Source organism: Acinetobacter sp. A2, from assembly GCF_048537555.1.
Classification (GTDB): Bacteria; Pseudomonadota; Gammaproteobacteria; order Pseudomonadales; family Moraxellaceae; genus Acinetobacter.
This window is the reverse complement of sequence record NZ_CP183239.1, coordinates 2,597,189-2,619,416: the sequence shown is the minus strand read 5'-3', so window position 1 is coordinate 2,619,416 and position 22,228 is coordinate 2,597,189. Positions and strand designations below refer to the sequence as shown.

Annotated in this window: 17 protein-coding genes; all 17 read left to right on the top strand. The window is 41.7% G+C overall.

Translation table 11 applies throughout. The features are described 5' to 3' along the window. Nucleotides 1-38 precede the first annotated feature (38 nt). The 17 genes from ACNS8M_RS12455 to ACNS8M_RS12375 all read left to right on the top strand — a co-directional run bounded on the left by ACNS8M_RS12455 (nucleotide 39) and on the right by ACNS8M_RS12375 (nucleotide 22,080). Nucleotides 39-1,097: a pilus assembly protein PilM gene (locus tag ACNS8M_RS12455; RefSeq protein WP_194559041.1), complete on the top strand. Its 1,059-nt coding sequence runs from the start codon at nucleotides 39-41 to the stop codon at nucleotides 1,095-1,097. Continuing rightward, nucleotides 1,097-1,732 (top strand): PilN domain-containing protein, encoded by a 636-nt coding sequence (locus tag ACNS8M_RS12450; RefSeq protein WP_104852652.1) that lies wholly within the window; start codon nucleotides 1,097-1,099, stop codon nucleotides 1,730-1,732. The genes ACNS8M_RS12455 and ACNS8M_RS12450 overlap by 1 nt, the downstream gene beginning before the upstream one ends. Then, nucleotides 1,729-2,439, top strand: coding sequence for a type 4a pilus biogenesis protein PilO (locus ACNS8M_RS12445; protein WP_419224871.1), 711 nt, complete (start codon nucleotides 1,729-1,731; stop codon nucleotides 2,437-2,439). The genes ACNS8M_RS12450 and ACNS8M_RS12445 overlap by 4 nt, the downstream gene beginning before the upstream one ends. Continuing rightward, nucleotides 2,439-2,963, top strand: coding sequence for a pilus assembly protein PilP (locus tag ACNS8M_RS12440; protein WP_104852650.1), 525 nt, complete (start codon nucleotides 2,439-2,441; stop codon nucleotides 2,961-2,963). The genes ACNS8M_RS12445 and ACNS8M_RS12440 overlap by 1 nt, the downstream gene beginning before the upstream one ends. Before the next feature lie 60 nt (nucleotides 2,964-3,023). Continuing rightward, nucleotides 3,024-5,165 (top strand): type IV pilus secretin PilQ, encoded by a 2,142-nt coding sequence (locus ACNS8M_RS12435; protein WP_419225342.1) that lies wholly within the window; start codon nucleotides 3,024-3,026, stop codon nucleotides 5,163-5,165. Between the two features lie 37 nt (nucleotides 5,166-5,202). Further along, entirely contained in the window at nucleotides 5,203-5,745 is a 543-nt protein-coding gene (aroK, locus tag ACNS8M_RS12430; protein ID WP_096901281.1) for a shikimate kinase AroK, read from the top strand. Nucleotides 5,746-5,764: 19 nt separating this feature from the next. After that, nucleotides 5,765-6,844: a 3-dehydroquinate synthase gene (gene aroB / locus ACNS8M_RS12425; protein WP_168460758.1), complete on the top strand. Its 1,080-nt coding sequence runs from the start codon at nucleotides 5,765-5,767 to the stop codon at nucleotides 6,842-6,844. A gap of 9 nt (nucleotides 6,845-6,853) precedes the next feature. Next, nucleotides 6,854-7,708 carry a hypothetical protein gene (locus ACNS8M_RS12420; protein WP_419224870.1) on the top strand — a complete coding sequence of 285 codons (855 nt, stop codon included), beginning with the start codon at nucleotides 6,854-6,856 and terminating at the stop codon, nucleotides 7,706-7,708. A 591-nt stretch (nucleotides 7,709-8,299) separates the two neighbouring features. After that, nucleotides 8,300-12,775 (top strand): glutamate synthase large subunit, encoded by a 4,476-nt coding sequence (gene gltB, locus ACNS8M_RS12415; RefSeq protein WP_419224869.1) that lies wholly within the window; start codon nucleotides 8,300-8,302, stop codon nucleotides 12,773-12,775. A 91-nt stretch (nucleotides 12,776-12,866) separates the two neighbouring features. Further along, nucleotides 12,867-14,288 (top strand): FAD-dependent oxidoreductase, encoded by a 1,422-nt coding sequence (locus ACNS8M_RS12410; protein WP_419224868.1) that lies wholly within the window; start codon nucleotides 12,867-12,869, stop codon nucleotides 14,286-14,288. A gap of 290 nt (nucleotides 14,289-14,578) precedes the next feature. After that, a complete protein-coding gene (locus ACNS8M_RS12405; protein WP_168418454.1) occupies nucleotides 14,579-15,169 on the top strand; it encodes a LemA family protein in 591 nt (196 codons plus the stop codon). A 20-nt stretch (nucleotides 15,170-15,189) separates the two neighbouring features. Continuing rightward, nucleotides 15,190-16,296 carry a TPM domain-containing protein gene (locus tag ACNS8M_RS12400; RefSeq protein WP_419224867.1) on the top strand — a complete coding sequence of 369 codons (1,107 nt, stop codon included), beginning with the start codon at nucleotides 15,190-15,192 and terminating at the stop codon, nucleotides 16,294-16,296. After that, nucleotides 16,290-16,850, top strand: coding sequence for a TPM domain-containing protein (locus tag ACNS8M_RS12395; protein WP_419224866.1), 561 nt, complete (start codon nucleotides 16,290-16,292; stop codon nucleotides 16,848-16,850). Before ACNS8M_RS12400 ends, ACNS8M_RS12395 begins: the two co-directional genes overlap by 7 nt. A gap of 461 nt (nucleotides 16,851-17,311) precedes the next feature. Beyond that, nucleotides 17,312-17,842: a pilin gene (locus tag ACNS8M_RS12390; RefSeq protein WP_168390234.1), complete on the top strand. Its 531-nt coding sequence runs from the start codon at nucleotides 17,312-17,314 to the stop codon at nucleotides 17,840-17,842. A 54-nt stretch (nucleotides 17,843-17,896) separates the two neighbouring features. Next, nucleotides 17,897-19,555 carry an O-antigen ligase family protein gene (locus tag ACNS8M_RS12385; protein ID WP_168390235.1) on the top strand — a complete coding sequence of 553 codons (1,659 nt, stop codon included), beginning with the start codon at nucleotides 17,897-17,899 and terminating at the stop codon, nucleotides 19,553-19,555. Nucleotides 19,556-19,561: 6 nt separating this feature from the next. After that, entirely contained in the window at nucleotides 19,562-20,296 is a 735-nt protein-coding gene (tfpZ, locus tag ACNS8M_RS12380) for a TfpX/TfpZ family type IV pilin accessory protein (protein ID WP_419224865.1), read from the top strand. A gap of 152 nt (nucleotides 20,297-20,448) precedes the next feature. Next, entirely contained in the window at nucleotides 20,449-22,080 is a 1,632-nt protein-coding gene (locus ACNS8M_RS12375; RefSeq protein WP_419224863.1) for a Wzy polymerase domain-containing protein, read from the top strand. The last annotated feature ends 148 nt before the right edge of the window (nucleotides 22,081-22,228 follow it).

The following is a 22,228-nucleotide window of genomic DNA, read 5'->3' as shown; positions in this document are numbered from 1 at the left end:
TTTTTTGGGGATAAAAAAATAATAGGAATGGTACTATTGTGCGTAGGTTATATCGTAAGCCAAGTAAGGGGTTAATAGGTGTAGATATTAGTTCTACTTCTGTTAAGTTATTAGAACTCTCTGTTAAGAATGGGAGATATTGGGTCGAAAGCTATGCGCTGGTCCCTCTTCCAGAAGGCAGTGTGGTCGAAAAAAACATTCTCAATCCAGAAGCAGTCGGGGATGCGCTTGAACGTGCATTGAACTTAGCAAACACGCAATCTACATCTGCAGCCTTAGCAATTCCAACATCAATGGTAATTACCAAAATCATTGAAATGGATGCAGATATGACCAGCGATGAGCGTGAAGTTCAAATTCGTATGGACGCCGAGCAATATATTCCATTCCCATTAGACGAAGTCAGTCTGGATTTTGAAGTTTTACCAGACCGCTTAGCCAATCCAAACCGTGTCAATGTGTTACTGGTGGCCACCCGTTTAGAAAACGTGGAAGCACGAGTTGAAGCATTAGAGTTGGGTGGATTGACTGCCAAAATTGCTGATGTTGAAAGTTTTGCAATTGAAAATGCCTTTAAAGTGTTCTCCGATACCCTGCCTATGGGTGTGAACACGATTGGTATTCTAGACATTGGTCACACCATGACCACATTGTCGGTTCTGCAAAATAACAAAATTATTTACACGCGTGAGCAAACCTTTGGCGGCAAACAGCTGACTCAAGAAATTCAAAACCGTTATGGTCTATCGTATGAAGAAGCGGGACGTGCCAAAAAGAGCCGTACCTTGCCAGATGATTACGACGTTGAGGTGTTAGAACCGTTCTTGGAGGCTGTGGTACAACAAGCCGCACGTTCATTGCAGTTCTTCTTTTCATCTTCACAATTTAACGAAATTGATCACATTTTATTGGCAGGGGGGAATGCCAATATTCCAGGTCTTGCGAAATTATTGCAGCAAAAACTGGGCTACCGTGTGACCATTGCCAATCCATTCTTGCAAATGGGCTTCTCTCCACAAATCGACATTAAAAGAATTGAAAGTGATGCACCATCTTTGATGGTGGCATGTGGTTTAGCAATGAGGAGTTTTGATTAATGGCAAAGATTAACTTACTCCCTTGGCGCGATGAGCTAAGAGAAAAACGTAAAAAAGAATTTATTGTATTTTGTATTGCAGCAGCTGCTGTAGGGGTGTTGGCCGTCGCATTGGCATGGTTTTTCTACAATGCAAAATTGGCAGATCAAGAACAAGCCAATCAATTGGTCATCAGTACCAACCAAAACCTAGATGTACAATTAAAATCTTTGGAAGGCTTACAAGAACAGCGTAATGCAATTGTAGAGCGTATGAAGCTGATTCAGGGCTTACAAAGCCAACGTCCAATTGCAGTACGTTTGGTGGATGAGCTTGTGCGTGTGACACCAAGCAATATGTATTTGACCAAAGTGACGCGTACTGGCAATAAATTTACCTTTGAAGGCAAGGCAGAAAGTCCAAATACGGTTGCAGAATTCTTACGTAATTTGGAAGCATCGCCGTGGTATCGCAATGCATTTATGAATTCATTCTTAGCCAAAGAAGAAAATAAAGATAAAGCACCAAGTTCTGTAGTTCCTCGTGTTGAGGAAAGTTATGGCACATTTGTGGTGACTTCTGATTTAGAAGAAATCGCAATTCCAGTGACCGCTACAGATCCTAATTCAACATCAGCAGCGGGGGCAGCACAATGAGTCTCGATGAATTTGATGAAGTAAATCAGGAAGCTGCTGTTGCTCCGAAAAAGAAAATGACCGTTGAGAAGTTTTTTCAGCAGTTTAATACCCTTGATCCAAATAACTATGGTGGTTGGCCACTTTCGGTCAAAATTACCTGCTGGATTTTCATTATTTTCTTAATTGCGGCACTAGGTTACTTTGTTGTAATTAAGCCGAAGTTAGATGCCATTGCTGCAGCGCATGCACAAGAACAGAATTTATTAAACGAGTTCCGTGAAAAAGATTCTAAATTGCGTAATTTGCAACAATATCAAGCGCAATTACAAGAAATGGAAGCTAACTTTAACCAGCAGCTTGAGCAATTGCCGAAAGAAACTGAAATTCCAGGCTTGGTTGAAGACATCAACGTTACAGGTGTTAATTCAGGCTTGAAGTTTAAAAACATTCGCTTAGAGAATGAGATCAAACAAGAGTTCTTTGTTGAACAGCCAATTTCGATTGAAGCAACAGGTGACTATCACGCTTTTGGTTCTTTTGTAAGTGGTACTGCAGCATTGCCGCGTATTGTGACTATGCATGATTTTGAAATTGTGGCGACTGAAAATAAAGACAAGAAAACAGATATTCCACAAGTGACATATAAAGCGCAAGCGAAGACATATCGTTACGTGGGTAGTGTAGATACACAAACTGCGGCTAACACTGCTGGAGGGGCAAAGTAATGAAAATTGAAAAGCTTTCGTTGGCTCTACTGGCAACTGTGTTAATGGTGGGTTGTGATTCTCGTATTGATGCAGTCAATGCACAAATGGCTGAAATCCGTAATCAGCCACCATTACCGATTGAGCCCGCACCCGTGTTTGAGCCTGCGCCAACATTCAACTATGCAGCGCATCAGCTGAAAAGCCCATTTATGCCAAGTTCTTTGGCTGCTGAACTTAAAATTATGGCAGGGAAGCGTGTTTATCCGAACCTTGCTCGCCAGTTACAACCACTGGAAAACTACGCACTTGAATCACTGACCATGAAAGGCAGTATGCGTCAAAATGGTCAAATTTTGGCATTGATTCAAACACCAGATGGTGAAATTGAGCGTATCCAGCGTGGCAGTTATATGGGGGTAAATCATGGTCGTGTGGTGAACATTACACCAACGCAAATTGATTTAATCGAGATTATTCCAGATGGTCGTGAAGGTTATGTAGAACGTCCAAGAAGTTTGGTTTTAATTGGGCCTGCGCCATAAATTAAAGGAATAAAAATGAATAACAGTGTGAAAGATTTTATTTTTGGGGATGGTAATACAATGAACAATTTGTTCCGTCAGTTTTCAATGGGCGCAGTCGCAATGGCGGTGATGCAAGTGGCTAATGCCCAAGTGAGCATTACCAATATTGTACCAATGCAAATTCCAGGACAAGGCACGGAAATTCGTGTCATGTTCAATGGCTTACCACCACAGCCAGCGGCATATCAGTTGGAACAACCTGCGCGTTTGATTCTAGACTTTGATAAAGTACAGCAAACGTTGAAACAAAACAGTGTTGCAGTGGCGACCAAAGAAGCCAGTTCTGTAGAGGTCAGCTCAGATGCTCAGCGTTCACGTTTAACTGTGAACTTGGCTGATGCAGGTGCGTTTACGACACGTGTTGAAGGCAATACCTTTATTTTAAAGATCAACTCAACTACCGCAGCCACACCTGTTGCAGCAGTGACTGCACAACGTAGCGCACAAGGAATTTCCAATATTGGTTTCCAACGTGGTGGCGAAGGTGAAGGTCAGGTGGTAATTGACCTATTGGGTAGCAACACCCCTGTAGATGTACAGCAACAAGGCAGCAAAATTGTCGTACGTACTTTGGGCAATAAAGTCCCTGCGCATTTGGCTCGTCGCCTGAATGTGAATGACTTTGCAACCCCAGTATCAACCATTGATGCGCATAATGATGGTAGCAATGGTGTGATCACCATTCAGGCTGCAGGTAGCTATGAATATATGGCCTATCAGGCAGAAGACAAGCTCACCATCAGCTTAAAACGCCCAGTTGATAAAAACCCGTTTAAGCCACGTGCAGCACAAAGCTACACAGGTAAAAAGATTTCATTGGACTTCCAAGATATCGAAGTGCGTCGTGTATTACAGCTGTTGGCAGACTTTACAGGCATCAATATGGTGGCTGCAGATACAGTACAAGGTAATATCACCTTACGTTTAAAAGATGTGCCTTGGGATCAAGCCTTAGACATTATTCTGAAAACCAAAAATTTAGACAAGCGCCGTAATGGTAATGTGATCTGGATTGCGCCAGTTTCTGAGTTGATTAAGGCGGAAGAAGAAGAAGCCAAAGCGATTGCACAAAGTGTTAAATTGGCACCACTGCAAACTGAATATATTCAGTTGAACTATGCTAAAGCCGCAGATATTGAGAAGCTTATTACTGAAGGTAAAAATGCATCACGTAGTGGTAGTTCAAATACAGGTTCTGGAGCTGACCCATTAGGTGATAGCGTGGGGAGCTTGCTCAGCCCTCGCGGTACAGTGTCTGTAGATCCACGTACCAATACCTTAATTATTAATGATACTTCAGCAAAAATTGATCAGATTCGTCAGATGATAGATTTGCTTGATGTGTCTGTGAAGCAAGTGATGATTGAAGCACGTATCGTACGTGCAACCACAGATTTCACCAAAGAGATGGGTGTGAAGTGGGGCATCTTGTCACAAGGGATCACCAACAATAATCATTTGTTGGTGGGTGGTAGTGATACCACTTTGTGGAACTTGCGTGAGCCAGAAGCGAATAGTGAGTTAGGCGGCTATACTTATGATATTGAGCGTCCGCAAAACCTCAATGTCGATTTAGGTGTGACCAGTCCAGGTGCCAGCCGTATTGCGTTTGGTTTAATCAGTTTATCTGACTTTATGTTGGATTTGGAATTGTCTGCATTACAAGCCGATGGCTATGGTGAAGTGATTTCAACACCAAAAGTACTGACTGCAGATAAGCAAAATGCCAAAGTTGCATCGGGTACTCAAATTCCATACCAATCTTCTGAAGGTGGCGGTGTTAATGCTGTCTCGACCACAGAATTTATTGATGCGACTTTAAGTTTGGATGTGACGCCAAGTATCACGCCAGATGGCAAGGTGCAAATGCAATTGAATATCACCAGTGACTCGCCAGGTGCGCCAACACCAACTGGTCAGCTCACCATTAACAAGAACGCAGTCAATACCAATGTCTTGGTAGATAATGGCGAAACTGTGGTCTTGGGTGGCATTTTTGAGCAGCAAACTGCCAACTCACAAACCAAGGTTCCATTCTTGGGTGATATTCCTTATATCGGACGTTTATTCCGTAAAGATATCAAGTCGGATAACAAACGTGAGTTGCTGATTTTTGTTACACCACGAATTGTTAATGACAGTGTTTCAAGAAATCATTAATATATTTTCAATTTAAACAAAATTTATAGGTGACTCCTTGCTAAGCAAAGAGTTTGAAACCCTACCAAATATCTATTTGGTAGGACCGATGGGGGCAGGCAAAACCACTGTAGGACGACATTTAGCAGAATTGTTAGGGCGTGAATTTCTAGACAGTGATCATGAAATTGAGCGTAAAACAGGTGCAACGATTCCATGGATCTTTGAAAAAGAAGGGGAATCAGGGTTTCGTAGTCGTGAAACAGCGGTCATTGATGAGTTAACTACGCGACATAAACTTGTGCTGGCCACAGGTGGTGGTGCAGTAACTCAAGCCCCTAATCGTGAGTTTTTAAAACAACGCGGCATTGTTGTTTATCTTTATACTCCTGTCGAAATTCAACTCCAGCGAACCTATCGCGACAAAAACCGCCCTTTACTTCAAGTCGAAAATCCCGAACAACGACTACGTGATTTGCTTGCAATACGTGATCCGTTGTATCGTGAAGTAGCACATTATATTATTGAAACCAATCAGGGTGCTGCGCGAGATTTGGCGCAAAAAATCTTAAATACGATTGTTTCAGAGCAAATATCTTAGGTAGAAAGCGACTCTTTTCATGCAAACTTTACATGTTGAACTCGGCGATCGCCGTTATCCCATTTTCATAGGCAGTGACCTTCAACCCAAAGACTTATTGGCTCCTTATATTAAGGGGCAGCAAGTGATGATTGTCACCAACACCACAGTTGCACCCTTGTATTTGAGTCATTATGTGACTGCCGTTGAAGCACTTGGAAAGAAAGTGGCAACATGTATTTTGCCTGATGGGGAAAAATACAAAGATATCCAGCATTTGACCCTTATTTTTGATGCGCTGTTGGAAGCAGGCTTTAACCGTGATTGCACCGTGTTGGCTTTAGGCGGTGGTGTGATTGGTGATATGGCAGGTTTTGCATCGGCAAGTTTCCAGCGTGGGGTGTATTTTATTCAAGTACCAACCACCTTGTTGTCGCAGGTCGATTCTAGTGTCGGCGGTAAAACAGGGATTAATCACCCACTAGGCAAAAATATGATTGGTGCATTTCAGCAGCCACAAGTGGTGCTGGCAGATATGTCTCAGCTGAATACCTTGCCTGAGCGTGAACTGTCAGCAGGTTTGGCTGAAGTCATCAAATATGCACTGTTGGGTGATCTTGAGTTTTTAACATGGTTGGAAACTCACATGGAGGCTTTGGTGGCACGAGATCCTGTGTTGTTGGCAGAAGCTGTTTATCGCTCATGTGCACATAAGGCTCGTATTGTCGCCAATGATGAAAAAGAGCAGGGCGAGCGTGCTTTACTGAATTTAGGTCATACCTTTGGGCATGCTATTGAATCATATTTAGGCTATGGTGAATGGTTGCATGGCGAGGCTGTGGCAACAGGGATGGTGATGGCAGCAGATTTATCACAGCGAATGGGCTGGATTTCTGCAGAAGATGTGCAGCGTACAAAAAATATCATTGCTAGAGCCAATTTACCGATAGTATGTCCACAGATTCCACTGGACCAGTTTTTGGCTTACATGGCACACGATAAAAAAGTGCTGAATGGTCAATTACGTTTGGTCTTGATGAAGCAATTGGGTCAAGCCATCATCACCAAAGAGTTTGATCTGGAATTGATGAAACAGGCAATTTTAGCTAACCAAGCATAAAGGCAGCTTATGACAGCACTGCGTACACACTGGCAAAAAATTCAACAGTCGATTTGGTTGCTGGGTGCGGTGCTGTGTTTATTGGCAGCCCTTATTTTCTGGGCAGTGACTGACCGTGAAGAGCTGGTTGAAATTGAAAAACAGCCCGAGTCTGAAATTGAATTACAAATTCAGCCTGAAAAAGTGGCAGCAACCACATACTTAGGTGGGTTGCTTGAAGAAGTTCGTCCATTGGAATTGACTACTCGCTTAACAGCATCAGGCGTGCATGAAGCTGAATTTCGTGGCACAAAATTCATTCAGGAACAAAAGAATAACAGTAGTATTGAGCTGTTTCGAGTCAGTGATGAAAATGTCATTAAAAGCTTTATCAAAAAACAGTCTGAACGCAGTAAATTATTTTATATTCGTTTAAGTGGCGAGGGACAGGCAGAACAATATGTGATGCTGTATGGCAACTATAAAAATAAACGTGAAGCCACTCAAGACCTTGCGAATTTACCTTTCCAGTTTCCTGAAACCATTCAGCCTGTTGTTGTGCAATGGGAAGATTATATCCCTTATGTGAATGACTTAGGGGCAGATGAGATGGGGCTAAATACCAAATTGCATGCGGTAAATTTACGGCCTGCTGCTGTGCCAAAAATAGATGAAAGTGTCTTAACACGTCCGCAGACGACACCAAATACAGCAGCAAGTGCCCAGCCTACTTCACCGCAAAATAGCACCACCAGTACCACAATTACACGTCGTGATCAGGCAGGTAATGTGGTGGATGTGCAGCAATCTCAAAGCGGTACTGTTCCTGCTCAGGTTCAGCCTGATGCACCAGAATCTGAAGAAGTGCACGACCCTTTTAATTAATAATTTAAATTCCTCTCAGCCTCTTGCACCAATATTGTAATTAAGCGACTGCTTAAGCATCACTTTTACTCATCTTTTTCATTTATTTTTAAGTTGAGCTATTTTAGCTCCATTGCACCAATTTGATCTAAAAAATTGATCATCCTGGATTAAAAATACGTTCTAAAATGGCGCAGCATGGTGTATAAAAATAATGAAGTGCACAAAAATGGTGCGAATTTATAGCAAAAATGTGAACTAACTACGATTTTTCTTGAATGATGCTGATGTTTAGCGCGTGTATAACTAAAAATTAAAGTTGGCATTGTTTTTGCTTTTATTGGTGCGTGAATTGAGTTGTTGTCCCTATTTTGGCGCAAAAAAGATTCAATGATTGTGCGAAACTGTCAAATTTGCCTGCTACATTAAAGTGTAAAAGTTGTGTAAATGATGAATGACACGTTTGAGGTTTAAGCCAAATCAGACTTAAACAAATGCGTGAAACTTCATTTACATAAGATTGATGTTTAGAGAAGTAAATTGAGTTAAATCGCAAAACTAGATTGTTTAATTGGCCCAATTGGGCAAGTAAAAGAAGGGTACGCTATGCACATGCCATCGCCTAATACTGTAGCTCCCGCTCAAGGTTTATACCAACCGGATGAGTTTAAAGATAACTGTGGTTTCGGTTTAATTGCCCATATGCAGGGTGATGCAAGCCATGATCTCGTCAAAACGGCTATTCATAGTTTAAGTTGTATGACCCACCGTGGCGGGATTGCCGCAGATGGTAAAACAGGGGATGGCTGTGGTTTGCTGTTGGCAATGCCAAAGCAATTTTTCCGTGAAGAGGCAAAACGCTTAAGTGACATTACCCTAAGCGAAATCTTTGCCGTAGGTACAGTGTTTTTAAACCTAGACCCTGCCTTGGCGACTCATGCTAAAAATATTCTGACTAAAGAAATTGAAGCCGAAGGCTGTAAAGTTCTGGCTTGGCGTGTGGTGCCAACCAATAATGAGGCATTGGGCGAAATTGCGATGCAATCTTTGCCTGCCTTTGAGCAAATTATTGTCAACTGCCCAATTGGTGTGACAGAAGTTGAGTTTAACCGCAAGTTATTCTTGGCACGTCGTCGTGCAGAGCAGCAATTAACTGCCGATCCATATTTTTACGTGACCACCTTGTGTTCAACTGTGATCAGTTATAAAGGTTTGATGATGCCTGCTGCGATTGCAGACTTCTATACGGACCTTGCCAATGAACGTTTGGCATCACATATCGTGGTATTCCACCAGCGTTTTTCGACCAACACCTTACCACGTTGGCCATTGGCACAACCGTTCCGTTATTTGGCACACAATGGTGAAATTAACACCATTACCGCAAACCGTAACTGGGCGATGGCACGTACGCCTAAATTTGAAAACCCACTTTTGCCAGGTTTAACTGAGCTGAAGCCTATTGTGAACCGTACAGGTTCTGACTCTTCTAGCTTAGACAACATGCTGGAAATTCTGGTGGGTGGGGGAATGGATTTATTCCGTGCCTTGCGTATGCTGGTTCCGCCTGCATGGCAGAACGTAGAAACCATTGATGCCGATTTACGTGCTTTCTATGAGTTCAACTCTAAGCACATGGAAGCGTGGGATGGCCCAGCAGGTTTAGTAATTCAGGATGGCCGTCATGCAATCTGTATGCTGGACCGTAATGGCTTACGTCCTGCACGTTGGGTGATTACCAAAAACGGCTACATCACCTTGGCCTCTGAAATTGGGGTGTGGGGTTATGAGCCTGAAGATGTGATTTCTAAAGGACGTGTTGGTCCAGGTCAAATTTTGGTAGTCGATACCTTTACTGGCAAAGTGCTAGATACGCAGGATGTGAATAACCATCTGAAAAGAATGCGTCCTTATCGTGAATGGTTACGTGAAAATTCAATCCGTTTACAAGGTAGCCCAGAGCTTGAAGAATATTTATGTGATCACGGTTTAAAAGGCGATGCCTTAAAAGCTGCACAAAAAATGTTTATGGTGACCTTTGAAGAACGTGACCAGTTATTGCGTCCAATTGCAGAAAGTGGTCAGGAAGCTGTGGGTTCAATGGGGGATGACACCCCAATGGCGGTATTGTCGCGTCAGGTACGCCATGTGTCGGATTATTTCCGTCAGCAGTTCGCACAGGTAACCAATCCACCGATTGACCCATTGCGTGAATCTATCGTGATGTCTTTGGAAACCTGTTTAGGCCGTGAACAAAACGTATTTGAGCAAGGCCCAGAACATGCAGACCGCTTGATTATTTCAAGCCCTGTACTGACCAATTCCAAAATGCATCAGATTCGCACTTTAGGGCGTAAAGGCTATGAAATTGCCGACATCGATCTGAACTATGCAGAAAGTGAAGGTTTACAAGCCGCTATTCAGCGTATTTGTGAAGCTGCGGCGCAAGCAGTGCGTGATGGAAAAACTTTATTGGTGCTTACCGATAAAAAAATCCGTGAAGGTTATTTGCCTGCCAATGCCGTCATGGCCACAGGTGCAGTACATCACTACTTAATTCAAGTTGGTTTACGTACCGATGCCAACATTATTGTTGAAACTGGCTTTGCCCGTGATCCACATCAATTTGCAGTATTGCTCGGTTTTGGTGCAACAGCGGTATATCCATATTTGGCTTATGATGTGATCAATGACTTGATTGCCAAAGGTGAATTATTGGGCGACCCAGTCTATGCACAAAGCAATTTCCGCAAAGGTATTGAAAAAGGCTTGCTCAAAGTCTTATCAAAAATGGGTATTTCAACTGTAGCCTCTTACCGTGGTGGACAATTATTTGAAGCGGTTGGTTTGTCTGCTGAAGTGGTGAATACCTGCTTTATTGGTGTACCGAGCCGTATTCAGGGCGCTACTTTTGCCGACCTTGAAAATGATCAGAAAAAACTGGCAGACACTGCGTGGAAATCACGTAAACCAATTGATCAGGGTGGTTTGCTGAAATTTGTCTTTGGCAAGGAATACCATGCTTTTAATCCAGATGTGATTAATGCATTACACAAAGCGGTACGTTCTGGCAATTATGCAGATTTTAAAGAATATGCAGAAATCGTGAACAATCGCCCTATTGCGACTATTCGTGATCTCTTTAAATTGAAAACAGACAATTCAATTGCTTTAGATCAAGTGGAATCGGTTGAGCAAATTTTGCCACGTTTTGACTCTGCGGGGATGTCTTTGGGGGCTTTGTCGCCGGAAGCGCATGAAGCCATTGCTATTGCCATGAACACCATTGGTGGACGTTCAAACTCAGGTGAGGGTGGTGAAGACCCAGCACGTTACGGCACAATCCGTAACTCGAAAATTAAACAGATTGCTTCAGGGCGTTTTGGGGTAACACCTGCTTACTTAACCTCTGCAGAAGTGTTGCAGATTAAAGTGGCACAGGGTGCAAAACCAGGCGAGGGTGGTCAGTTACCAGGCGGTAAAGTGAATGGGTTGATTGCACGGTTACGTTATTCTGTGCCAGGTGTAACTTTGATTTCACCACCACCACACCACGATATTTATTCGATTGAAGACTTGTCACAATTGATTTTTGATTTAAAACAAGTCAATCCACAAGCCATGGTATCAGTCAAGTTGGTATCTGAACCAGGTGTGGGGACCATTGCAGCAGGTGTAGCCAAAGCCTATGCCGACTTCATTACCATCTCGGGCTATGATGGCGGTACAGCAGCATCGCCACTGTCATCTATTCACCATGCAGGTTCACCGTGGGAGTTGGGTTTAAGTGAGGCGCATCAGGCATTACGTGTGAATGACTTGCGTGGCAAAGTTCGTGTGCAAACCGATGGTGGCTTAAAAACTGGCTTAGATGTGGTTAAAGCTGCAATTTTAGGTGCAGAAAGCTTCGGTTTTGGTTCAACACCAATGATTGCTTTAGGCTGTAAATATTTGCGTATTTGCCACTTAAACAACTGTGCTACTGGTGTAGCAACGCAGCAAGATCATTTGCGTCAGGAACACTATATTGGTGAACCACAAATGCTGATCAACTTCTTCACATTTATTGCTGAAGAAACTCGTGAATGGTTAGCCGCATTGGGTGTGGCGAGCTTGAAAGACTTGATTGGCCGTACCGACTTGCTAGAAATTTTACCAGGTGAAACCGAAAAACATGCGCACTTAGATTTAAGTGCTTTGTTGGAATCGCACCCTGCGGCAGAAGGCAAAGCGCAATACTGTCAGGTTGAAGGCAATGCGCCATTTGACAAAGGCATCTTGGCTGAAAAAATGATTGCAGAGATGTTGCCTGCAATTGAAGCAGGTACAGGCGGCGAGTATTACTTTAACGTGAGCAACTGTGACCGTTCAATTGGTGCGCGTATTTCAGGTGAAATTGCGCGTCGTTATGGTAACTTGAGCATGGAACATCATCCTGTCAAAGTGAATCTTATTGGTACTGCGGGACAATCTTTGGGTGTTTGGAATGCAGGTGGTTTGCATATCAAACTTGAAGGCGATGCCAATGACTACGTTGGTAAAGGCATGGCGGGTGGACGTATTTCCATCTTCCCACCAAAAGGTTCGCCATTCCAAACGCAGAATACGGCTATTATTGGTAATACCTGCCTCTATGGTGCAACTGGTGGTAAATTATTTGCTGCAGGTACGGCAGGTGAGCGTTTTGCGGTGCGCAACTCGGGCGCATTTGCGGTCATTGAAGGGGCAGGCGACCATTGCTGTGAATACATGACAGGCGGTATTGTGACTGTATTGGGCAAAGTGGGTCATAACTTCGGTGCAGGTATGACCGGTGGTTTTGCTTATGTACTCGATTTAGATAATGACTTCGTTGACCATTACAACCACGAACTGATTGAGCTGAATCGTATTTCAACGGAAGCGATGGAAGAACATAAAGCATTCTTAGGACGTATTTTAGATGAACACATTGCCGAAACAGGCAGTGCGTGGGCGTATAAGATCCGCCATGAGTTTGATTTCTATAGCCGTAAATTCTGGTTAGTGAAACCAAAAGCTGCCAACTTGCAGACTTTGTTGAAAACTACCCAAGCAGATCCACAATAATCCACGACTCAGCATTCGGCAGGTGTGGATAACTTTAGACTTATACCCAGCGTAAATGTCGCGTTATCCACATCCACCTACGGAGAAAGACATGGCAGAACGCCTACATAATGACTTTCAATTTCTGGATGTAGCACGCCAAGATCCAGAGAAAAAAGATCTCGATGTCCGCAAAAATGAGTTTGTGGAAATTTATAAACCGTTTACTGCAGAAGTAGCGGCGAATCAGACCCATCGTTGTTTGGGCTGTGGTAACCCATACTGTGAATGGAAATGCCCTGTGCATAACTACATTCCAAACTGGCTTAAACTGATTTCGGAAGGCCGTATTTTTCAGGCAGCAGAATTGTGCCACCAAACCAATACACTGCCTGAAGTATGTGGACGTGTTTGTCCGCAAGACCGTTTGTGTGAAGGTGCATGTACCTTGAACGATGGCTTTGGTGCAGTGACCATTGGCAATGCCGAAAAGTACATCAACGATACAGCTTTTGCCTTGGGTTGGCGTCCAGACATGTCTCATGTGAAATGGACCGATAAAAAAGTAGCGATTATTGGTGCAGGCCCTGCAGGTTTAGGCTGTGCCGATATCTTGGTGCGTAATGGCGTCAAACCGGTAGTCTTTGACAAACGCCCTGAAATTGGTGGCTTACTGACCTTTGGTATTCCAGAATTTAAAATGGAAAAAGACGTGATGAAGCGTCGCCGTGAAATTTTCTCGGGCATGGGAGTTGAATTCCGTTTAAATACTGAAATTGGTACAGACATCAGCATTGACCAATTGCTTGCAGATTATGATGCCGTATTTATGGGTATGGGCACATACACCTATATGAAAGGTGGCTTTGCAGGTGAAGATTTAGATGGTGTTTATGATGCGCTGGATTTCTTGATTGCCAATGTCAACCGTTGCCAAGGCTGGGAAAAAGACCCTGCAGAATACATCAGTGTTGAAGGCAAAAAAGTGATTGTACTGGGTGGTGGGGATACTGCCATGGACTGTAACCGCACTTCTATTCGTCAAGGTGCGCAGCAAGTCACTTGTGCCTACCGTCGTGATGAAGCCAATATGCCAGGTTCACGCCGTGAAGTGACCAATGCCCGTGAAGAAGGCGTGAACTTCTTATTTAATCGTCAGCCAATTGAAATTGTCGGAGAAAATGGTAAGGTTACAGGTGTGAAAGTGGTCACCACACAATTGGGTGAGCCAGACAGCCGTGGTCGTCGCAGTCCAGAGCCTGTACCAGGTTCAGAAGAAGTTTTACCTGCCGATGCCGTATTACTTGCTTTTGGTTTCCGTGCCAGCCCTGCAGACTGGTTTAGCACTGCCAATATTGGGGTAGATGGTTCAGGTCGTGTGGTTGCAGCAGAACAGCAAACATTCAAATTCCAAACGTCTAACCCGAAAATTTTTGCAGGGGGCGATATGGTACGTGGTTCTGATTTGGTGGTGACTGCAATTTGGGAAGGTCGTCAGGCGGCAGAAGGTATTTTAGATTATTTAGAGATCTAAACGAGTTTGTTTTGTTTAGATCTTGAAAGGGCTGAGTTTTAAGGAATTCAGCCTTTTTTATTGGATATTTTATCCAGCTCATCTTCTTGTGGAATATATTGCCATCCTTGAACCATATGTGATGTAAGATAAGTACCATCAATATTAATTCAATCTGCTGTACAAGGTTATTGTTTGATGTAAACAATTTGCTGATTCGCTCGATTAAACAAAATACACAAACACGTCAGAATTTCACGTTAGAATGAAATTATTTCAAACAAATACAAAGAAAATTTAGAGGTTGATTTATGAATTTCACAAAAAAAACCATGCTCGCAGTGGCCTTAACCAGTACATTAACTTTAAGTGGCTGTGGCTATAACACGCTACAAGTGAAAGATGAAGCAGTCACTGCTTCGTGGTCAGAAGTACAAAACCAATATCAACGCCGTGCCGACCTCGTACCTAACTTGGTCAATGTCGTGAAAGGCTATGCCAAACATGAAGAACAAGTCTTGACTGAAGTCACTCAGGCACGTGCCAATGTGGCAGGTTTAAAGGTTGATCAAGCTGTGCTTGAAGACCCAGCACTATTCCAGAAGTATCAGGAAGCACAGGCGCAAATGACCAGTGCCTTATCACGTTTAATTGCGGTGTCTGAAAATTATCCAGACTTAAAAGCCAATGAGCAATTCCGTGATTTACAAGTACAACTAGAAGGCACCGAAAACCGTATTGCCGTGGCGCGTAACCGTTACATCAGCACAGTGCAAGACTTTAACAGCTATGCACGTCAGTTCCCACAAGTCATGACCGCTAAAGTGATTGGCATGGACACCAAACCAAACTTTAGCGCAGAACAAAGCGCACAAACCGCACCTAAAGTTTCGTTTGAATAATGCATAGGGAGGATGACTGAATGCTGCTATCGCACAGCAAAACCCACATGAACCTTGGGCAAATATTGCTGCTCATCATGGTGATGTGTTTCAGCTGCTTGGCATATAGTGAAGTTGCCACCGCAACCGATGAAACTGCCGAAGCGGTAGTGCTGGGTAAAATTGTGCAGCAACAGCATCCTCAAAGTGCAAACCCTATTCCTGATTTAGTAAATTCAGGTCAGACTACATCAGGCACTCAGCAAGCGCCTATAGAAACGCCTGTTCAGCAACCACAAATTGCGAATGATATGGCAGAAGGTGAGTCCATCCGTGCTTTGCCGACCTTAAATCTGCCCGTGGTGGATCAAGCCAATTTGCTGACTGCCACAGAAAAACAGCAAATCAGCCAGCGAATTTTAAATTTACATCAACAAGCCAAAGCACAAATAGGCGTGGTGATTGTTCCGACCACAGGGCAGGAAGATATTTTTGATTTTGCCATGCGTGTCGCAGAACAATGGCAACTTGGTTCTGCCAAGCAAGACAACGGTTTGCTAATGGCAATTGCAGTTAATGATCGCCGTATTCAGATTTTAACGGGTTATGGTCTAGAAGGCGTGCTGCCTGATATTGTAGTGAGCCGTATTATTAACCAGCGCATTACGCCGTATTTTAAACAAGCCCAATATGCACAAGGCATTGATGCAGGCTTGGCAGAAATCGAACGGATTTTAAACCTAGACCCTGAAGTTGCTGCACAGGCTGCACAAGAGTTGAAACAACGTCAGGAACAAGCCTTACAAGAACAACACGCGCGTGAAAAAACCTTGAGCAGCGCTTTATTTATTTTAATTGCAGGGGTGATTGGCTCACTGATTGTCGGAAAACGCTTAAGTGCTTCAACCGCAGCCGTAGCAGGTACAGTGGCAGGTTTGGTCAATGGTGCAGGCTTAATCACCAGTTTAATGATTGGCGCAGGGATTTTCTTTTTACTTATCACCGCTATTGCACAGACCATTTTCCAAATATTCTTGTCCTCTGCAGGTCGTGGTGGCGGACGTGGCGGTGGCGGTTTTGGTGGTGGGGGCGGCTATAGCGGCGGAGGCGGTGGCTTTGGTGGGGGAGGAGCATCAGGATCATGGTAACAACAACCGATACAACAGAAATTATTACCCAACCGAAAATTGACATTGAAGCGCGTCCGAGTGTAAAGCGTTGGCTGAAGCATTTCTTTTATTTACCTGCCACCAAACGTTTTTTTAATGCGCAAGATCAACATGCGATTGCAGAAGCCGTGACTGCTGCAGAACATGGGCATGTGGGTGAAATTCAGGTGGTGATTGAAGGTTGTTTACCCTCGCGGTTGGCGTATGCGATAGATACGCATACCCGCGCACGCCAATTATTTGCAGAATTGGGTGTTTGGGATACTGAACTAAACAGCGGCGTTTTGCTGTACCTGAATTTGTGTGAACGCAAAGTGGAAATTGTGATTGACCGTGGTATTAAAACGGCAACCACGCAACAGGTGTGGGATGAGGTCTGTGCGCATATTGTACAGGGTTTGGCACAGCAGCAGTATAGGCAGGCAGTGATAACGGGTGTGAAAGAAATTGGTGAAATTTTGGATAATTTTTATGACCGCCAGTTGCTAGATAAGCAAAATGAATTGGGGAATGCGCCGATTATTTTGGGATAGATTTCTGTCAATCTATGTCCCTCTCTTTGAAAGATAGGGGAGGGCTTTGTCATAATTTTTTCTATAAAACCTTTCCTTTTGCAATTTTAGAATTTTCCTTTTTATGCCGTAGATGGTTTACCATGTCTAAAGCAGACGTTGAAAAGTAAAAAGAGACCCATCGCACACAACTTAAATTCGCTGAAATATAAATCAAATAAATAAACAGATGATGAAATAATTTAAAATGTGATGCAGTTCTCAAAAAATGACAAAATTTGTTAAATTCAAGTTTTTACTCTGACAATTATTGTCACTTTTTAACATAAATAAACAGTTAGTTTGAATATGAAAAATTTTTTATGTGTAAGATGCTGTTTTTTTGTGAGAATTGTCTATAATAAAAGTTGGCACGTTTAGTGCTAAGATTAAAATAGCTTACAAAGCTTATAAATAAACAAAAAACATTTGTGGAGAATGTTATGAATACAGTACAAAAGGGTTTTACTCTTATTGAATTAATGATTGTGGTTGCGATTATCGGTATTCTTGCTGCGGTTGCACTTCCTGCTTACCAAGACTATACAGTACGTTCTAAAGTGTCTGAAGGTATTTTAGCTGCGTCTTCTTGTCGTACCTCGGTGACTGAAGCAGTTGATTCAGGTGTTATTCCTGAAGCTGGTCAATGGGGTTGTGAGCAAGGTGCCGCATCAGGTGATGGGGCAACTAAGTATGTACAGCAAATTGCAGTACAAAATACCAATCCGCTTGGTCGTATTACAGTTACATTAGCGACAACTAATGAACTTAAGAAGGCTTCAGGTCAAAAAATTATTATGACACCATTAACTGCTGATGGTGAATTAACAAATGATGTTGTTTCTGGTACCACTACAACACCGGGTAACAATGCTGGTGCTTTAATTAAAGAATGGTCTTGTGGTCCAGAAGCTTCAAAAGCTGGTGAAATGGCTAAATATTTGCCTGCATCATGCCGTGTAGCACAATCTTAATAATTATATAAAAAAGCTGACTTCGGTCAGCTTTTTTTTACGAATTAAATTAATATGAATATTATAATTCTTGCTATTTTTCTTTGTTTTGGTCTGTCTTATTTTATAGGTCTGTCAGTCTTCCCATGGACTTCATTTTTGCAAGATTTTTTATGGTTTTTAGGGCTTTTATTATTTCTTATCATATTTTATAAAAAAAATGTTAATATCCCAATCTTACTAATTCCAGTATTTATTATTTGTTTAATCCCATTTACACAATTTTTATTTGACCAAGTTTATTATTTTTCGACTGCTTTCTTTAGCATCTGCTTTCTATTTGGATTTTTAGCTTCAATTGTCTATGGATATAACAGTATTCAGCTAGCAGAAAAAGAAAATATAATTAAGTATATTGCATACTTTTTTACTGTAGTTGGATTTATTAGTAGCTTATTTGCCATAGCACAATGGCTTCAAATCTCTCATTCTTATATTTTAAATTTAAGTCACAATCGACCTTATGCGAATTTAGGTCAGCCGAATCATTTGGCAACATTGCTTATGCTCAGTATTTGTAGTCTTCTATATTTATATGAGCATATGAAGTCTAAAAACATATTTTTAATTCTGTTACTCCCATTTGAAGTTTGGGCACTTGCATTAACTCAATCGAGAACGGCATGGGTTATATTATTTGTATTATTTATTATTTGCATCGTTAAAAAAATTCCTTTTGAAAAAAAATCGACGCCTTACATCGCTTTAACTGCACTATTTACCTATTTATTTATCTTTATATTTAATGCTGAAATTTCTGAATATCTAAATCTAGTTAAGCCAATTCCAGTGCAAGAACGACTGAATGGTGGGTTAGGTCGTATTGAAATGTGGAAGCATATGTACTATGCCGCGATGCAACAACCATGGTTAGGGTATGGTTGGTTTCAAACAACAATCGCACAGTTAGAAGGTGTTTTATTATTTAAAAATGAAGGCAATTTATCTAGCGCACATAATATAATGATTGATTTAGTTTTGTGGGTGGGCATTCCATTAGCCCTCTTAATTGTTGGATATAGCTTGTATGTTATAAAACGAATTTTTTTAAGTATTCATAGTTTGCCACAACTATATGTGTTTATGATGATGTTATGTATATTGGTGCATGCTCAGCTTGAGTTCCCTTTGTATTATAGCTATTTTTTATTTCCATTAGGTTTCTTTATTGGTTTATTACTGATCGATTGTAATTGTAAAAATTTTTTAGTTAATGAGAAATTAAAGCAATGTATTTTTCTTATTTCAATTTGTTTCTATGCTTTAATATTTAAACAGTATGATCAGTGGTTGACGAACTTTGGCTATGCATCTGGTATGGAAAATACAGGTGAATCACAACATAAAAAATCAATTGTTTTTTCTCAATTTGCAGACCGAGCTGAGTTTATTATTGCAAAAATTGATAAGCGGTATGCAGAAGATGAATTAAAGGTATTTGAGTATTACGTGGTTAGCCAACCGAGCTACTATAATTTATTTAAAATGGCACAAATATTCTACTTTAATGAGAATTTTGAGAAGGCAAATCATTATTTTGAGGTGTCAAATGCCTTGTATAATAAAAATGCTTTATTTGAAGATTTATCTAAAATTCCTACAAAAAATAGCAATGATATTGCATCACTATTTTTAAAAAATCATGATGATCTATCAGGCCCAAATGTGAAGTAATTGGTTATGACAAAGCGTATACATTTTTTTATCAAGCATCTAACGTTGTCCTTTATCGTTGCTCTGGTGTTGCTTGGACTCATTTTTTACTGTTGGTATCCTACACCACTTGCAAAAGCTGTTGGCGTAACTCATATCATTTTAATGTTATTTGCTATTGATATTATTATTGGTCCATTACTTGGGTTGCTTGTCTATAAAGAACATAAAAAAACCTTAAAATTTGATTTGTCGGTCATTATTTTGATTCAAATCGCGGCTTTATGTTATGGCGTATATAGCATTGAACAAGGTCGCCCTGTATGGTTGGTTTATAATGTAGATCGTTTTGAATTGGTTAGAAAAAATGAATTGGTTGATACTAATATTCAGCAAGCACAGCCACAATTCCAAAAACCTTCATGGTTTAAGCCGCAATATGTGGCAACTGAATTCGCCAAAGACATACAACAACGCAATGATGAAATGTTTGCAGAAGTTTTAGGTGGTATTTCTATTGCACAGCGTCCAGAACGGTATGTAGAACTCACGCAAGCTAAAAACCAAATCCAACAACGTGCATTACCGCTTGTAGAACTGCAACAGTACAACCCCAAAACAGACGTTGAAAAAATTTTAGCCAAATATCCAAAAGCAGATACTTGGCTACCGCTAAAAGCCAATGCAGTAGATATGGTGGTTTTAGTCAATAAAGAAACTGCGAGTGTCATCAAAATTGTAGACTTAAGACCATGGAAATAATATCTTAAGTTGAAAATGGGGAATCTAAGTATTCTCCTCGCAATCTTTCCATTGCAAAACTGGCAGAATTTCAATCAAACTTGCCACACAAAGCACTATCATCTTGCCTAAAAAAATATAAGATAGAGCCAGTTTTTTGGTCTATTTTTCCTATGAAATCTGCATTGCTATTTTTGGCTGCCATACTCATCTCCTTAGCATGGCTATTACCCATTCACTACCGTCCGTGGGTCACTTATACAGGCGAACTTTACGCATTTTTTGCCCTGTTTGCCCTTGCAGTCTGCCTATTCAAAGAAAAATTACAGATACCTAAAATCAGTCTGCCCTTACTGGCACTGTGCAGTGTTCCCTTTATTCAGTGGGGCTTTGGCTTGGTTTATTTCTTTGACAAAGCCTTGCTCAGCAGCGTGTATATGTTCAGTTTTTGGCTAGCAATCATTTTTGGCTACAACCTCACGCAAAACAACAGCGAACGTGAACGCATCTTCACAGGCTTTAGTTATGTGCTGCTTGGCGTGGGAAGTATCACCGCATTCATGGCGATTTGCCAGTGGCTCACACTCGATCAATACCTACCTGTTATGGTGGATATTAAAATTGGACAACGTCCTTATGCCAATTTTGCTCAACCCAATAACATGGCGACCTTTTTAGTGATGTCACTCATGGCATGCCTATATTTATACGAAAAACAAAAAATTAAAACCGTGTGGATTGTGATTGCTGCTGCCATGATTTTGGTCGGTGTGGTACTGAGTCAATCGCGAACGTCATGGTTGGCGTCGCTGTGTCTCTTAACCTATTTGAGCTATCAGCAATACCGTGGCGTGATGCGGATAAAATGGCGCTATAGCTTACTGTGGTTTGCCGCATTTATCGGGCTGATTTTTATCGCACCTGCTTTCAGTCAACTACTCTCACAAAGTGCAGACCTTTCGGTGCAATCTCGTGATGTGGTACAACGCGCCACAGGTGATATGTCGCGCTTGGCAATTTGGCAGCAAATGCTCGCTGCGATTGAACATCAACCGTGGTGGGGCTATGGTTGGCATCAAACCAGTGTGGCTTATGTGACGATCAGTGAATTTGTACAAGGTCCTGTGTGGATTCGCAGCGCACACAATTTTATTTTGGATTTTTTACTTTGGAATGGTGTGATACTCGGCGTGCCATTTTTAGCGTATTTGGGCTATTGGGGTTACCAGCTGCATAAATATACCCAGTCGGTCGAATCGGTTGTGGGGATTTTAATGGTCGGTGCTTTTAGCGTACATGCCATGCTGGAATTTCCACAAAACTATGCCTATTTTCTGCTGCCTGCAGGTTTTATCATCGGCATGATTCAGTCACAGCGTGTAGTGAAAGGTCTTACTTTATCTCCGCTATATTTACGCAGCACTTTTGTGGTAGGTGCATTGTTATTGGTGCTGATTTATCGTGATTATGAAGTGATGGTACCAAAACTGAATCAGTCGGTACGCTATGAACACACACCTGAAAAAATCACCCATCAAGACCGTATTTTTGTACTAGAAGAATTTAACCGCCGCATTGAGTGGATTCGTTTAAATCCGTATAGTCAGCAAACGCCTGAACAGCTGCAAGAGATTCATGAAATTGTATTGAACTATCCAACCACTTACGATTTATTGAAATATGCGCGGGTCTTGGCGTTTAACGGTTATGAGGCAGAAGCTAAAAAGCAATTATGGTTGTTAAGCATTTTGCGCAAGGTGAATGTGGATTATGCAACTTTGTTGGATGAAGCAGAGCAGCGCTGATTTGTGTAGCGCAAGGAGGGGGGATTTGAAAATAGTGAGCCAAATATGGTGAAAATTTTCAATGTTGAAAATCTCTCCCAACTTCTCTTTAAAAAGAGAGGGGGTATTCATTATAAAATTGATTTCATGTGCGAAAATTTAAAGAGAT